The organism is Stenotrophomonas sp. YJH_SMC_81 (assembly GCF_059370875.1).
The window spans coordinates 28,298-43,724 of the sequence record NZ_JCAFUB010000011.1; the positions used below are offsets into that span (position 1 = coordinate 28,298).

Here is a 15,427-nt window from a genome sequence, read left to right on the forward strand (position 1 = left end):
TCCGCGTTCTCGTTCCCGCCGGCGCTGTGTTCGTCCAGGAAGGAGAACAGGGATGTTGGAACGACTGAAGACCCTCTCGCGTGCCGCGCTGGCGATTGTTGCCGCTGGCTGCATTGCGCCGGCTGTTGTACAGGCGCAGGAAAGCAAGATCACCTGGCGTATTTCGCAGCCCGGTGGCGATGCGACCCAGTACAAGACCCAGCAGGCGGCGGTGGCCGGCATCAAGAATCTGCCGGCGCCCAGCCCCTTCCCGCCGGAGTTCCAGTTCGGCTGGCAGTACGTCGACAAGATCAAGTCGAAAGTCGTGGACTTGAACGGAAACACGGCGATTACCTACTGGATGGGAAAGACTCAGCCCTCCGATCCTGACTGGACTTACTACGGCGCGGGTGATGGTGGCTTCCTGTCCGAAGAGGAAGTGCTGGAAGCGCTCATTGCAGACTTGCAGGACATCAATCCCCAGTGTCCTGGGGAAACTGCTGTGCCGGAAGGAGAATGGGGCCCAACTGCTCCAGGGATGGACGGAATTTCGGAGGTCAGGGAGTACCGGGTCACCGGCATGCTGGGCAGCAATTCGGCGGAGTCTCCGTGCGTGCCCTTCGACGCAGGAACGACAGGGCTTGCTCGCATGCGACGCTTGAACTGCCCGATCCCCTTCACGCAGTGGTCCAACACACACAACGCCTGCGTCAGCGAAGAATTCGTTGCAACCATCACCTCGAAGTCGCAGAAGTGCGACAAGGACGGCGGCAACGGTAGCTGCCCCATGTCCCGCAACGATACAGCGGCGAACATGAGTCCGATTCCCGACAAGGACCCGGCCTCCAACGGCGGTACCTGCGACGGCAATGTCGGCAACCCATGTGATGTCAAAACGGGCGAGAAGTACGAGATCGCGCCGGACTTCGATCTGGGCTGGATCGCGCTGACGCGCTTCTATCACTCCGGCATCTCCACCTCATCCGGTGGCTTCGGCTATGGCTGGACCCATTCGCTGGGCGCCCACCTGGCACTGGACGGCGTTGACAGCGTGGGCATCATTGAAAGCACCGGTTTCCAGCGTGCATTCAAGAAGACCGGCCAAGCCTATGAGGCGGACGACGACAGTGGTGACCGTCTGGTCCAGAACGGCAACTGGACACTGTACTCGGCGGATTCCATCTCTACCTTCGGCGCGGACGGGCGTCTTGCCGCCAAGCGCTTCCCGGATGGCACGTCGCTGACCTACATCTACGACGACAGCGACCGCCTTGCGGCGGTCACGCACAGCAGTGGCCGCACACTGGAGTTCGTTTACCAGTCCAACGACTATGAGGCGCTGATCAGTTCGGTGCTGGTCGAAGGCATTGCGCTCGCCACCTATACCTACACGCCGCAGAACCAGGTCGCCACGGTGACCTATGCGGGTGGTGGTGTGCGGACATATCACTACGAGAACCAGGACTTCCCCCAGCACCTGACCGGCATCACCGCCGAGGACGGTCGCCGCTACAGCACCTTTACCTACGATTCCATCGGTCGTGTGATCTCCAGTCAGCATGCCGGCGGTGCCGATGGCGTGACACTGGCCTACAGCCCCAATGGTGGTGCGGTGGTGACCGACGCGCTGGGGCGGCAGACCGACTACACCCTGACACCCGGCGGCGACACCGCGCCGTCGCGCAAGGTGACCGGCCTGACGGATTCGCAGGGAACCGTCAGCCGAACCTACTACGACCAGAGTGTCGACTTCCGCCGGCGCCTGGATACCTACACCGATCGCCGCGGCATCCAGACCAAGCACACCTATGCGCAGGGCACCGATCCGGTAAGCGGTCGTGCCGTCAGCATCCATACCGTGACCGAAGCGGTCGGCTTGCCCGAGCAGCGTGTTGTGACCACCGCGCGCGACGTCGAAACCAATGCGGTACTGACCACCCGGATCGGTAGCCGCGAAACCCGCACGGCCTTCAATTCCCGACGCCAGCCGACGGCCAACACGGTGACCGACACCGCTTCCGGTCAGACGCGCATCACCAGCTACACGTACTGCGAAGCCGCTGATGTGGCAGCGGCAGGCAGCTGCCCGGTGGAGGGGCTGCTGAAGAGTGTGGATGGCCCGCGCACGGATGTGGCCGATGTCGTTACCTATGCCTATTACTCGGCGGATGATGCAGGGTGCGCGATCGGAGGTGCCTGCACCTATCGCAAGGGCGACCTGCGCAGCGTGACCAATGCGCTGGGCCAGACGGTCGAGACTCTGGCCTACGACGCGTTCGGGCGGCCGTTGTCGGTCAAGGATGCCAACGGCGTGGTCACCGACTACACCTACCATGCTCGCGGTTGGCCAACCTCGGTCACCGCGCGTGGCGCGACCACTGCCGAGAATCGGGTCACCCAGATCAGCTACTGGCCGACCGGCCAGGTGCAACAGATCACCGAGCCCGACGGCAGCAGCGTTTCCTATGTCTACGATGCGGCGCTGCGCTTGACCGATATCGAGGACAACGCGGGCAACACGATTCACTACACGCTGGACAATGCCGGCAATCGCCTCAAGGAAGACACGCTCGATGCAGGCGGTACCCTGCGCCGTACCCTGGCGCGGACGTTCAACACACTCGGCCAGCTGACCGCACTGAAGGACGCAGGCAATCACGCCACCGGCTTTGCCTACGATGCCAACGGTAACCGGCAGACCGTGACCGACGCTCTGCAGCGCGTGACCAGCCAGCAGTACGACCCGTTGAACCGCCTGGCGCAGACCCTGCAGGATGTGGGCGGCGTCGCGGCGGAGATCCGCAGCCAGTACAACGCGCTGGACCAGGTCACCCAGGTCACCGACCCGAAAGGCCTGCACACCACTTATGCCTATAACGGTTTCGGTGATCTGACCGGGCAAGTCAGCCCGGACAGTGGCGCCAGCAGCTTCACCGTGGACGCGGCCGGCAATCGCAAGACGGCTACCGATGCGCGTGGCGTCACCGCCACCTATCAGTACGACGCACTCAACCGCCTGATCGGCATCGCCTATCCGGACCCCAATCTCGACGTGGGCTACAGCTATGACGTGGCGCCGCCCGCCTGTGCCGCCGACGAGCGCTTCGCCAAGGGGCGCCTGGGGCAGGTGCTGCACGCCAATGGCAGTACCCAGTACTGCTATGACCGTTTCGGCCAGGTCACCCGCAAGGTACAGACCGTCAACGGCGTTGCCAGCACGCTGCGCTACGCCTATAGCAAGTCGGGCCGCCTGACCGCGTTGACCTACCCCGACGGAAGCGTGGCCGACTACGTGCGCGATACCCAAGGGCGCATCAGCCAGATCGGTCTGACCCGCCCCGGCCAGGCGCGCCAGATCGTGGTGAACAACGTGACCTATGCGGCCTTCGGCCCGGCGACCGGCTGGACCTACGGCAACGGCCGCCAGCTGCAGCGTCCGCTGGATCTGGATTACCGCCCGCAGGCGGTGCATGACCCGGCCGCGGGCGGCCTGTCGCTGGGCTATGGCTACGATCCCGTCGGTTCGATCACCGAGCTGAAGAACGGCACAGGCTCAACGGTGCTGGCCAAGTATGCCTATGACGCGCTGGGTCGCCTGACCCAGACCCAGGACGGCACGACCGGCACCCCGATCGAAACCTATGCCTATGACGCCACCGGCAATCGCACCGCGCTGACCACCTCGGCAGGCACCGCCAGCTACACCTATCCCGCAACCAGCCACCGGCTGACCGCAGTGGATGGCGAAGCGCGCAACCATGACGCTGTGGGCAACACCACCCGAATCGGCAGCAAGACCTTCACCTACAACGATGCCAACCGCATGAACGCGGTGAAGCAGGGTAACGCCACACTGGAGAGCTACGCGTACAACCATCGTGGCGAGCGCGTGCTGCGTACTCCGGCTGGTGGCGCTGCTCAGATCACCCTGTATGACGAGACGGGGCAATGGCTGGGCAACTACTCGGCCACGGGCCAGGCGCAGCAGCAGGCCATCTGGCTGGACAATTATCCGGTGGCGCTGATCAACGTGCCGAGTACCGGCGTGCCAGAACTGGCCTACGTGCAGCCGGATCATCTGGGCACGCCGCGCGTGGTGATCGATCCGGTGCGTGATGTGGCGATCTGGGAGTGGAGCAACAAGAGCGAGGTGTTCGGCAACCAGATCCCAAGTGCCGATCCAGATGGCGATGGTGTGGCGTTCGAACTGGCGCTGCGCTTCCCGGGCCAGCAGGCGACGGATGCGAGTGGGCTGTTCTACAACTACCAGCGGGAATACGACCCTGCAGTGGGGCGGTATTCGCAGAGTGATCGCATTGGACTCAGGGGCGGGATCAGCACATACGGATACGCAGGTGGCGTCCCGTCGTCTTTGATAGATCCACTTGGTTTGTGTCCCTGCGAGTGCGTCGACTACTTAGGCATGACGTTCGGTGTGGCAGACGTCACCTTTGGAGGCTTGGAAGCTGTGAATGGCGCAGGAGCCACCATTGCCGGTGTTTTGTCTCTGCAGCCCGAAGTTGCAATCCCCGGATTCCTGGTAATGGTGAATGGTGGAGCAACGGCGTACGATGGAGTGTCAGCGATACAAACCGCTCAAGATGGAAAGGAAAGAGAATCCATCTACACCGAGGTGGGCGGGGAGTTGCTGGGGCCAGTTGGCGCGAAGACGGGAGAGCTGTTGTCGTTTGGCTTGACGTTCAGCGGTCACCTTAAGGCCACACGGAAACTGTTGCAACGCGTAGCCACTGACAAGGATGCACTGGATGCCATGAAGGCGGTGAAGGATGTTTCGGGTGGGTCCGGGTGCAATTGCAAATAATGGAGATGATATGCATATGCGCAAGAAAATATTTAATTGGCTTGGTTTGTTGTTCTTTGCACTAATCTTCTTGAGGTCCTCGTCCTATCTTGTATTGAAGGCGTATGCGATTGGCCACCTTGAGAGGGGCGATTATTTTGTAATGTTGCCAATGGCGCTGGGGGCGCTCCTGATCTGCGGCATGTTTATGGCAATTATTATTAAAGGAGTGAAAGCCAATCGGTAAGCTCCGCCTGGAGGCTCACGCGCGACGTATGGTTGCGGCAGATTGTATGGGTATCACTTTCACGATTTACAGCTAGCTGGAATTCGTCTTGATCCGGTGTCAGGTGTGAATGGTTATCTGTTCGATTGCAGGATCTTGCGAGAGCGCTCAGCGAGAACCTGCTGATCGACTCTCCGGTGATCCGCCGGATTCTTAATGTGTGAGACATGAAACATGAAACATGGAGCTCCTCAGCCCTCCAGGAAGGTCCGTGGCATAGCATGAGAGCGTTTGATCTGCGGTGTTTGAAAAAGGACGCCGAAGCAAAACCATAAGGCGTTATTGGAAAAGAGGGTTCCTAATGCCTGCGTGGGTAGGCCTAAAGGTGCAAGCGCATTCCCATAGGACTGGGTATGGCGGGATCGAGCATCGGCAGCTGGCTAATGAGCTTGAGTGTCGCGCATATCAAGAGTGGATGATCTGCGCAACTCGGCTGCGCGATGGAGGACTCGGAGGCGCCGCAGTAGACAAGGCCTACAGCAGGGCAGTAAAGGAAGGAGCAACAGGCAATGCGATGCATTCGGATACTGGCCATCTTCTCGCTCGTTCTGGGCCAGCTGGGGTGCCGGGATGATGCTGAGAGTTCAACGTACCCCATGGGTCAGACTGGAAAGACTTGCACTGCCTTCAAAGGCTTTGATCGCCAGCCTCCCGAAGCGGTTGTTACCGAACTGGCCAGACGGGGGTTGGACAGTCGCAGGTTGATCCATAAAACAGTTTGCGGCTCGATCACCAGCTGGGAGATCCTTCCTGCAGGGGCGTCGATCAATCGGATACCTCCCCCAGATACCTACGTGAACGTCTGGCTTAGCGAAAACGGCTCTGTTTCCGTCAGTATGGACAGCCCTTGATGTCGGCGTTGCCCCTGATGCTCACGCATGGGCCAGCGCGCCTGCGCAATAGGTCAGCTAGGGCGAAGTTGCGCTCATTCGATTTCAAGCTTTGCGCACGTTGGTGGGGATCCGATTTCACAGTCCGTCTCTCTGAGATTGTGCGAAGACGATAATGATTCTGATGCGCCCATTCATAAAAAGACCTGTGGCAAGTACTTCAAGTCATGCATGTCCTACGTCCAACCTCCGACATGGTTGACTTTGCCGGTGTCTGGTGCGTCCGTTCTGACGTTGTTTGTTGAAGTGCCCTTTGTTGCCGGTGTTGCAACAGTGGGGGGAGGAGCGCTGGCGAGCTATTAGGTTGGAGCTGCTATCGTCTGCGCTATGGCTGGAATTCAAGCTCTGCAGTGAGCCCTATGAAACTGACACGCAGGTGGCTTCTTACATTCTCTGTGATTTGGCTCGCACTTTCGGCTTTGATGCTGTGGTTTTGACCGAATCTGGGATGTGTGTGGCGCGTTCCTGGCTGCGACAGCCTTCTATCTCGTTGCCTTGAGGAGGAAGCAGCATCTGGATGGTGGATCACAAGAGTAGCGTGCCTTTTCAACCCCCTCTTCGAAGAGGGGGCTTGAGAATTATGACTCCACCGGTAATCGCACCCCGCTGACCACTTCGGCAGGCACCGCCAGCTACACCTATCCCCCAACCAGCCATCGCCTGGCTGCGGTGGATGGCGAGGTAGCAGCCATGACGCAGCGGGCAACACTCCAGCTTCGGTAGCAAGACGTTCATCTACAACGATGCGAACCGCATGAACGCGGTGAGGCAGGGTGATGCCGTGCTGGAAAGCTACGGTTACAACCATCGCGGCGAGCGCGTGCTGCGTACCCGGGCCGGTGGCGTAGCGCAGATCACCCTGTATGACGAAGCAGGGCGGTGGCTGGGCAGCTACTCGGCCACCGGCCTGGCGGAGCAGCAGGCCATCTGGCTAGACAACTACCTAGTGGCGTTGATCAATGTGCCGGGCACCGGTGTGCCCGAACTGACCTACGTGCAGCCGGATCATCTGGGCACGCCGCGCGTGGTGATTGACCCGATGCGGAATGTCGCGATCTGGGAGTGGAGCAACAAGAGCGAGGTATTCGGCAACCAGATTCCGAGTGCCGATCCGGATGGTGATGGTGTGGCGTTCGAACTGGCGTTGCGCTTCCCGGGCCAGCAAGACGGAAGCCGCTACCTTGTGCTGCCAGGTCTGATAAAAGGAAATCCGATCAATCAGACCGTTGATCCTTGCGGGAGAACCATCAAGAATGTGGCTTTGCCAGGTCACCAATTTGGCGGATCGGTCACTATTTCAATTCAACAGAGGAGCGGTGTGGTGGGTGCGCATATCGTTGGAGCTGTTATCGGGCCGAATCCGATCATGAATCAGCTTATGGGGTCGATGATTTTTGAGTATCTCGGTTCCCGCGCTGCGAGGTCTTTGGGGCCATGAATAATGTGCTAAAGAAGGGCTCAAGGCGCCGATTGGTGTTCGCTCTGTTTCTGCTCGTATGGTTCGTAAAATCTATTTTGGGATTCATTGCTGTCGCAGGACGAGATGCTCCTGGCTACCCGGGTGCTGTGAGAGGCTTCCCATATCCGTATCTTGGAGGCGCGACATTTTACGTTGCAATACCGGCTATGTTTGTAGGGCTTAACGTGATCATGTTTTTGTTCGCGAGCAGGATTCCGAAATGGTTAGCCATCATCGTTGCGGCGCTGCAATTATTTATTCTGCTGATGCTCCTGTTTCTTGGTGCAGGAGGAATTTAAGTGAGCTGCATATCCGAAGCCCCGCTCACGCGGGGCTTCTCTTTCACCTGCAACGATGCCAACCGCATGAGCTCGGTGAAGTTGGGTGACGCCACAGTTGAGGGCTACGGTTACAACCATCGCGGCGTGCGCGTGCTGCCTACCTCGGGTTGTGGCGTAGCGCAGATCACCCTGTACGACGAAGCAGGGCAGTGGCTGGGCAACTACTCGGGCACCGGCCAGGCGGAGCAGCAGGCCATCTGGCTGGACAACTACCCGGTGGCGCTGATCAATGTGCCGGCTACCGGCGTGCCGGATCATCTGGGCACGCCGCGCGTGGTGATCGATCCAGCGCGTGATGTCGCGATCTGGGAGTGGAGCAACAAGAGCGAGGTGTTCGGCAGCCAGATTCCGAGTGCCGATCCGGATGGCGATGGTGTGGCGTTCGAACTGGCGTTGCGCTTCCCGGGCCAGCAGCCACGGATGCGAGCGGGTTGTTTTACAACTATAGTGGTTCGATCAAAACACCAAGGGCGACTCCACCGCTGACTCCGCTGCGGATCAGCTGGCAATCCGCCTCGGACGATCATCTGGGCAAATGAGCCGTACGGGGAGTTGCTCGCAGATGTGCGGGAGCTATCGACCCCGGTGGAAACTTCCCTTGCTGATGACTCGGATGCCTCAGATGTACGCTCCCAAGCTGCTCCCAATCGTGACGCTGTCAATCGCACTTTGTGGTTGCATGGAAGTTGCCAGCACAGAGTATGCAGACCGCAATCAAGCCGTCTCAAGGCAAGCAATCGGTGAATCGAAATGGTTGCCTTCATGGTTGCCTGAGGACGCAGTCAACATACGCGAGTCGCACGACATGGACACAAATGAGTCGTGGCTGGTTTTCCGCCTGACCAGCGGGGCTCTTGCTTTGCCCGAAGAATGTAGGCTGGTGAGCAGGCCGGAGATGTCCGACGCGCGAGTCATGCGGAGATTTCCTCAGTTTGCCCGCAACGCGTGGTCGCGAGCGTCAAGCTATGGCGGCAAGTTCTATCTGTGTCCGGAGGGAAATGTTGGCCGCTGGGTCATGCGCGATGAAGAGCTGGGCCTTGTTTACAGCGGAATAAAATTATAGTTGGCTGGGCGGTCTCACCCAGTAAGCGAGATGCGTGAGTGGCACGTGGCGGTCTCCTTTCCCGGTGCCTGATTCGGCACTTTCCGGCCGAGCGTCGTGTGGGTTCGGGTATGTGCCAAATCGACCTTGCCACTGGTCCGTGTTCACGAATGGGAGGGCCGTGTAAGAAGATCGGATGGTCCGGCAAGCTTTAAGCACCCTGGCGTTCGGCAGGAAGATTGCTGGGCCGCGGTGACGACTGTGCGGGAGGACCTATGGGATATCGGCTCCATGCTCTATTGTGGCTGCAGCGCAGGCGGTGGATAGAGGCGAATGGAAATGAAGGAAAGCCTGAGAGAAAGAGAGGCGCTGTCGCCAACTGGCTTCTATGACCGATACTATGCGGAGAGTGGCCTGGAACAGGAAACCGTAGTGGAGCTGCTGGAGCATGTTGCAGACGAGCTTCGTTTGCCCTCCGGGAAGCTCCGTCCTGGAGATCGATTTTCGAAGGAACTGTCGCCTGGTGAAGCTCATGGTTGGGACTCGGGGTATGGGGTGTTGATATTCGAGCTTCAATCGCTCGCAAAAGAACGTGGTATTGCAGTCGATCGGCGGGTGGATTCGCTCGACGACTATATTCGTATCATGGCGGGTATCTATTGATGAGATTGATGCGTCCCTGAATGGCTATCGGCGTGAGACGTCGCAGTGCGTACTGAGGATTCGGGGATGCCAAAGGTGAGGTGTGCCGCAGCTGTCGTTGCCGGTCTGGTTCTGGCCGGCTGTGCAACATTGGGTGGCGATATGATCGTGCGCGTCTCGGGAAGCGTGCCGCCAGGTCAGGGTGACGTTCGCGCTCTCGATTGTGAGCTGAGCATGCTCGGGGAGGGCGAAGGTGTAGTTTCGTCGAAACCGGTTGGAAGCACATTCTCGGTCCCCATGATGGTCGTTGCAGGGCCGGAACCCCAGAGCTACCAATTCGCCGTTGAATGCAGGGATGGCCGGAGGTTCGCATCCAAGCCGGTGCAGCTCAGTAGTCGGCGGTCCTAGGCCCGGGATCTCAATCTTGGGGAGCTTCAGGAGCGGTGAGAGAGAGGAAGGGGCGACCGGGGTCGCACCTCCGTGGTATGCATCTGACGGATTCCAGTGGATGAATGAAGATTTCAACTTGCTCGAATGGTGTGACGCCACGATGCTGGCCATCAACATTGATAGGAGCAAACCTGGCGTATGCGACGAGGTAAGGGTCCACGTGCGCTGGCCGGACGGCCGGCAGGCAAGCGTCTGCTTCTCGGAAGCCTACGGGTGCTCGGCGCTCATGAACTTCGGCGTACTGGGGGAGGAGGGAATAGAGTTCGCCAGGGTCGAGGACGACGAGCCGGGGCTTGCTCATCTTCTTGATCGTTGGAAGGCGGTCGGCTATCCGTTGTCCGGCCTGAAGTGTTTCCGTATCGAGACCACCTCGACCGGAAGCGTCATTCTCATCTACGCCAGGACATGGCGGATCGAGCATCTGCCGATGGCGGGTGCAGTGCCCTGAAGGACATTCCGTGCCAAGATTCCTCACCCCCGACAAGGTCTCCCTCATCCAAGGGAAGCGGCCTGAGAAGACCGAGCGGAGATGTGTTTGGGGTCATGATTTTTGGCCCTGCGGCGACGTTGTCCGCCACACTCTGCAAACTGGGGCCTTGATGATGGTGAGGATCCTGACAGCACTACTTCTGATTGGAGTCGGACTTGGATTCTCTGGCGGCGCATGGGCTGTAGGAAAGCGGCCCTTCAAGATGATCCAGTTCTGCGTGCATGACCAAGAGGGCGTGAATCGGTTCAAGCAGACCCTCAGCTCTATCGCCAAGGACGAAGGAATGCAGTACTTCGATGGCAGCGCTGAATTGGATCGCCAGCTTGCCAGGGCAAAGGTGGACGTGAAGCGCCCTGTCGTCTACGTCGGAGTGAAGCGGGAAGATGGCTCGGGACTGGAGGCGGGGAACCTCGGATTGGATCGCTTCGAGATAGCTATCGGCTTCTCTGAAGGGAAGATGCCCGCCGAGGCACGGTCATTTTCTGTCCGCGTCGAACGCACCTTGGCCGAGCGCTGGAATGCACTCGCGATTCCCTCGGCGAAGGGCGCTACGCCGCTGGCATGTCGGGTGGAAGGCGGTTCTCGTTGAAGTCCGTTGCACATGACATTCACCCTTCGGGCTGTAACCGCCCCACCGCGTGGGCGCACAACGACTGGCAGGCCATGACCAACCCCTCCATCACCCGGTCGCCCACGTACTGCCCGGGTTCGCCGTTCTGACGGGTGCGTTCGGCCGCCAGCAGCATTTCCAGCACCACCCGCAACCCGCTCAACGCGCAATCGGCGTCGGCCAGGGCCAGGCAGCGCCCGGGCAGCTGGTGACGCTCCGGCCAGGGTTGCCCGTCGGCCGCAGCACCGGAGCCGATGCGGCGGAGGTTGGCAATGAAGGTGTTCCTGTCCACTGTTGGCGCAGCCTGTGGCGCACCGTCGTCGCCGGCGGTGTTGCGGTAGGCGTGCAGATGCGGGAAGTCCGATTCGTTCATGGCAAGGCTCCGTGCAGGGCAATCGGTAGCCGCCACCCATAAAAGTGGCGGGCGGTACGTGGTTCGAACACCGGGTTGATGTCAGTCCGGCGGGCCCGAAGGCCCCCACGCACCGCCCGCCATAGCCGGCAGACGGATTGCCAGCCGGCGCCACGCTAAGGTGGCGCCGGCTGGCAAGCGCATACATCAACATCAACTCGGGTGTTCGAAGCCCGGCCACCTATTTCCGGTGGCACGCCATCTGAGCCCTTGGCGCTGTGCAATGCCAATCAGAAGAGTTGTAAACATCACTCGATTGGAGACGCTTTTGACATTGTCCTACGCTGTTAAGCCCCGCCGGTGCTGGCTGGCGTAGTGATCCGCCTGCAACGTGCAATCTGCGACAGGTGTCGAGGTTGTCACGGCGAACGGGACGGGCGAGGAGGGCCTATCACGACAGGCGGTGCCAATTCAGGCTGCGTGGCTCACGGGTTGACGCTTTCAACGCCCCAGCGCACTCTGCGGGCTGGGGTCGACAACCCGTTCAGGGGCAGGGCTGCAGGGTGGTACCAGGAGGCGGAACAGCCATGAGCCAACTCACCGACAGCTTCGGACGCAGCTTTCCGTACCTGCGCTTGTCGCTCACCGAAGCCTGCAACTTCCGGTGCAGCTACTGCCTGCCCGACGGGTACCAGGCCGACGGCCGCCCGCGTTTCCTGCAGGTGGAGGAGATCGGCCGCCTGGTGCGGGCCTTTGCGGCGCTGGGCATGAGCAAGATCCGCCTGACCGGCGGCGAGCCCAGCCTGCGCAGGGATCTGGACGAGATCATCGCCACCGTGGCGGCGGTGCCGGGAATCCGCAAGGTGGCCATCACCACCAATGGCACGCTGCTGCCGCGGCGCCTGCCGGGCTGGCACCGGGCCGGCCTGACCGCGCTGAACGTGAGCATGGACAGCCTGCAACGCGAGCGTTTCCACACCATCACCGGGCACGACCGCCTGCCGGAGATCCAGCAGGGCCTGGCGCTGGCGCAGGCGTTGGGCCTGCCGGCGATCAAGCTCAACGCGGTGCTGCTGCGTGGCCTGAACGACGACGAGCTGCCGCAGTGGATGGACTACCTGCGTGACCGCCCCTTCAGCGTGCGCTTCATCGAACTGATGCGCACCGGCGACAACGAAGCCTATTTCCAGCGCCACCACCTGCGCGCCGATCGGGTGATCGAGCAGCTGCTGGCCGCTGGCTGGCACGAGCGCCCGCGCGCCGCCGATGCTGGCCCGGCCCGTGAGTTCAGCCACCCTGACCATCGCGGCAGCATCGGCATCATCGCCCCGTATTCGCGTGACTTCTGCAAGGGCTGCAACCGCCTGCGGGTGACCGCCAAGGGCGACCTGCGGCTGTGCCTGTTCGGCGAGTTCGGCGTGCCGCTGCGACCGCTGCTGCAGCGCGATGAGGACCACGACGCGCTGCTGGCACGCATCACCACCCAGCTTGGCCTGAAAGCGGCCGGGCATGGACTGCACCAGGGCCAGACCGGGCTGACCCCGCACCTGGCCTCCATCGGAGGATGAGCAACACGATGAGTGGGGAATTGAATGCGGCCTTCCATATGGCCGATGTCCGCGACAAGCGCATCACCCGCCGCCGTGCGGTGGCAGTGGGCGAGCTGCATGCCGGTCCGGTGGCGTATCCACTGATCGTCGAGCGCCGCCTGCCCAAGGGCGATGCGCTGGTGATGGCCGAGATTGCCGGCCTGCAGGGCGCCAAGATGGCGTCGATGCTGATGCCGCTGTGCCATCCGCTGCCGCTGGAACTGGTGCAGGTGTTCTGCGCGGCGGTGCCGGAGCGGCAGGCGATCCGCGTGTGGTGCGAGTGCGCCAGCGAGGCCCGCACCGGCGTGGAGATGGAGGCACTGGCCGGCGTCAACGCGGCGCTGCTGACCCTGTACGACCTGAGCAAGCCGGTGGAGCCGGCACTTAGCATCGAGGGCATCCGCCTGCTGTTCAAGGAAGGCGGCAAGCGCGGGGTCTGGCTGCACCCGGATGGCATGGACGAGGCCGAGCGCGCGCGTTTCAAGCCGCGTGCACCTAAGGGGTTGGAGGATGCGGCCTGCGCGGTGATCACGCTGAGTGATCGCGCCAGCGAAGGCACCTATGGGGATGTCTCCGGCCCGACCCTGGTGGCCGGGCTGAAGAAGCTGGGGGGCGAGGTGGTAGCCGCCGAGGTACTGCCCGATGGCATCGAGCCGTTGGCGGGCCGCCTGCAGGCCTTGGCCGCCGAGGGCGTGCGCCTGTGCCTGTGTACCGGTGGTACCGGGCTGGGCCCGCGTGACCTGACCCCGGAGGCGCTGCGTTCGTTGAATGCGCGGCCGGTGCATGGCCTGGCGCAGATGGTGCGGGCACTCAGCGCACAGCACACGCCGATGGCCTGGCTGAGCCGCGCCGAGGTGGTGCAGCTGGGCAACATGCTGGTGTTTGCATTGCCGGGCAGCCCGAAGGCGGCGGCGCAGTGCCTGGACATCCTGGCGCCGGTACTGGGCCACGCACTGGCAATGGTCGAGGGTGGTGGCCACTGATGATTGCCTATAGCGAAGCCTTGCAGCACCTGCTGGACGCGGCCATGCCGCTGCCGGCCGAACATCTGCCGCTGAATGAGGCCGGCGGCCGCACTCTGGCCGGTGACATCCACAGCGGGCAGTCGTTGCCGCCGTTCGACAATTCGGCAATGGACGGCTTCGCGCTGCGCGCCAACGGCGTGGCATTCGAAGCTGGTACCGAATTCGGGGTGCAGGGCTGGCAGGCGGCCGGCGATGCCGGTGCCGAAGGCGGCGAGGGTGCCTGGGAAATCATGACCGGCGCGCGCATGCCGGTCGGGCTGGACACGGTGGTGCCGGTCGAGAATGTGGAGATCCTCGCCAGCGAGGACGGCCGCCCGACCCGCATTGCCCTGAAGGCATTGGTGAAGCCGGGCCAGAACGTGCGCCTGCGTGGCGAGGATGTAAGCGACGGCGAGCGCGTGCTGCAGGCCGGGCAGGTGCTGGATATCAACGCGCGCACCCTGCTGCATGCGATCGGCGTGGGCGAGGTGGCGGTGGTGGCAAGGCCAAGGGCCGCAGTGATCGCCACCGGCAAGGAGCTGGTGACCGAGGCGGCGCAGACGCTGGCGTCCGGGCAGATTCGTGACAGCAACCGGCCGTACCTGGTTGGCCGCCTGCAGGCCGCCGGTGCCGAGGTGGTCTGGCAGGGCACGGTGGGCGACGACGTGGCCGCGTTCAATGCGGTGCTGGATGCAGCGCTGGATGCGGGTGCGCAGCTGTTGATCAGCACCGGCGCGGTGTCGGCCGGCCGGTACGATTTCGTTCCCGACGCGCTGCGTGGACGGGGTGCGCGCATCGTGTTCCACAAGGTAGCGATCCGCCCCGGCAAGCCGTTGCTGTTTGCGGTGCTGCCCAATGGCGTGCTGTATTTCGGCCTGCCGGGCAACCCGGTCTCCGCTGCCGTGGGCCAGCGCTTCTTCGTCGAGCCGGTGCTGCGCCGCCTGCTGGGGCTGGCACCGGAGCCGGTGCTGACGCTGCCGCTGCAGGCCGACGTGCGCACGCCGCCGGGCCTGCGCTTCCACGCGCGGGCGCGGGTGGAAGTGGACGCGCAGGGTCGCCTGAGTGCGCGCGTGCTGGCCGGGCAGGAGTCGTTCCGTTTGATGTCCATGCTGCAGGCCAACGCCTGGGTGGTGCTGGAAGGCGAGGGCGGTCTGGCCCCTGCCGGCACGCCGGTGCGTGTGCAGGGCTGGGGTCATCAGGACCCGGTGCAGCTGGCGAGCCAGGAGCCGTGATGAAACAGGTGAATCTGCAGTTGTTCGGTGCGTTTTCCGATCTGGATGCCAGCCGCGAGATCGCGGTGGAGGTGGCTGGCAGCACCGTGGCCGATCTGCGCCAGGCGCTGCGCGAGCTGCTGCCGGTGCGTTGGCCGGGATTCCGTGCCGGCCTGCTGGATTATTCGGCATTCGCCGACCAGCAACAGGTGCTGCGCGACCACGACGCGCTGCCGGACGATGGCCGGGTGGCGATCCTGCCACCGGTAAGTGGAGGCTGA

Annotated in this window: 12 protein-coding genes and 2 pseudogenes; 13 read left to right on the forward strand and 1 reads right to left on the reverse strand. The window is 62.2% G+C overall.

Annotated elements, in window-relative coordinates; translation table 11 throughout:
* Nucleotides 1-52: 52 nt before the first annotated feature.
* From AC5P8U_RS17500 to AC5P8U_RS17540, 9 genes and pseudogenes are all read left to right on the forward strand, one after another.
* Nucleotides 53-4,801, forward strand: coding sequence for an RHS repeat-associated core domain-containing protein (locus AC5P8U_RS17500; RefSeq protein ID WP_495214241.1), 4,749 nt, complete (start codon nt 53-55; stop codon nt 4,799-4,801).
* Nucleotides 4,802-4,811: 10 nt separating this feature from the next.
* Nucleotides 4,812-5,027 (forward strand): hypothetical protein, encoded by a 216-nt coding sequence (locus tag AC5P8U_RS17505; RefSeq protein ID WP_326421582.1) that lies wholly within the window; start codon nt 4,812-4,814, stop codon nt 5,025-5,027.
* 1,508 nt (nt 5,028-6,535) lie between these two features.
* Nucleotides 6,536-7,121, forward strand: a pseudogene (locus AC5P8U_RS17510) (RHS repeat-associated core domain-containing protein); the annotation flags it as partial.
* A 308-nt stretch (nt 7,122-7,429) separates the two neighbouring features.
* The gene (locus tag AC5P8U_RS17515; protein ID WP_447896940.1) at nt 7,430-7,714 is read left to right on the forward strand and encodes a hypothetical protein; all 285 of its coding nucleotides are present in this window, start codon (nt 7,430-7,432) and stop codon (nt 7,712-7,714) included.
* A 39-nt stretch (nt 7,715-7,753) separates the two neighbouring features.
* Nucleotides 7,754-8,202, forward strand: a pseudogene (locus AC5P8U_RS17520) (RHS repeat-associated core domain-containing protein); the annotation flags it as partial.
* Nucleotides 8,203-8,378: 176 nt separating this feature from the next.
* A complete protein-coding gene (locus tag AC5P8U_RS17525) occupies nt 8,379-8,819 on the forward strand; it encodes a YbbD-related protein (RefSeq protein ID WP_439426946.1) in 441 nt (146 codons plus the stop codon).
* A gap of 312 nt (nt 8,820-9,131) precedes the next feature.
* Nucleotides 9,132-9,461, forward strand: a complete 330-nt coding sequence (locus AC5P8U_RS17530) for a hypothetical protein (RefSeq protein ID WP_111008031.1) — start codon at nt 9,132-9,134, stop codon at nt 9,459-9,461.
* Nucleotides 9,462-9,948: 487 nt separating this feature from the next.
* The gene (locus tag AC5P8U_RS17535; protein WP_447896941.1) at nt 9,949-10,338 is read left to right on the forward strand and encodes a hypothetical protein; all 390 of its coding nucleotides are present in this window, start codon (nt 9,949-9,951) and stop codon (nt 10,336-10,338) included.
* Between the two features lie 244 nt (nt 10,339-10,582).
* Nucleotides 10,583-10,969 (forward strand): hypothetical protein, encoded by a 387-nt coding sequence (locus AC5P8U_RS17540; RefSeq protein ID WP_072167584.1) that lies wholly within the window; start codon nt 10,583-10,585, stop codon nt 10,967-10,969.
* 19 nt (nt 10,970-10,988) lie between these two features.
* Here AC5P8U_RS17540 and AC5P8U_RS17545 read toward each other — a convergent pair whose 3' ends face one another.
* Nucleotides 10,989-11,363, reverse strand: coding sequence for a hypothetical protein (locus AC5P8U_RS17545; RefSeq protein ID WP_111008033.1), 375 nt, complete (start codon nt 11,361-11,363; stop codon nt 10,989-10,991).
* Between the two features lie 566 nt (nt 11,364-11,929).
* On the opposite strand from AC5P8U_RS17545, the gene moaA reads away from it, so the two are divergent.
* From moaA to AC5P8U_RS17565, 4 genes are read left to right on the forward strand one after another with little or no spacing between them, the layout of a single operon-like run.
* Nucleotides 11,930-12,910 (forward strand): GTP 3',8-cyclase MoaA, encoded by a 981-nt coding sequence (moaA, locus tag AC5P8U_RS17550; protein ID WP_111008034.1) that lies wholly within the window; start codon nt 11,930-11,932, stop codon nt 12,908-12,910.
* Nucleotides 12,911-12,918: 8 nt separating this feature from the next.
* Nucleotides 12,919-13,914 carry a bifunctional molybdenum cofactor biosynthesis protein MoaC/MoaB gene (gene moaCB, locus AC5P8U_RS17555; protein ID WP_447896942.1) on the forward strand — a complete coding sequence of 332 codons (996 nt, stop codon included), beginning with the start codon at nt 12,919-12,921 and terminating at the stop codon, nt 13,912-13,914.
* Nucleotides 13,914-15,167 carry a molybdopterin molybdotransferase MoeA gene (locus AC5P8U_RS17560; RefSeq protein ID WP_447896944.1) on the forward strand — a complete coding sequence of 418 codons (1,254 nt, stop codon included), beginning with the start codon at nt 13,914-13,916 and terminating at the stop codon, nt 15,165-15,167. The genes moaCB and AC5P8U_RS17560 overlap by 1 nt, the downstream gene beginning before the upstream one ends.
* Nucleotides 15,167-15,427, forward strand: a complete 261-nt coding sequence (locus tag AC5P8U_RS17565; protein WP_111008037.1) for a MoaD/ThiS family protein — start codon at nt 15,167-15,169, stop codon at nt 15,425-15,427. Before AC5P8U_RS17560 ends, AC5P8U_RS17565 begins: the two co-directional genes overlap by 1 nt.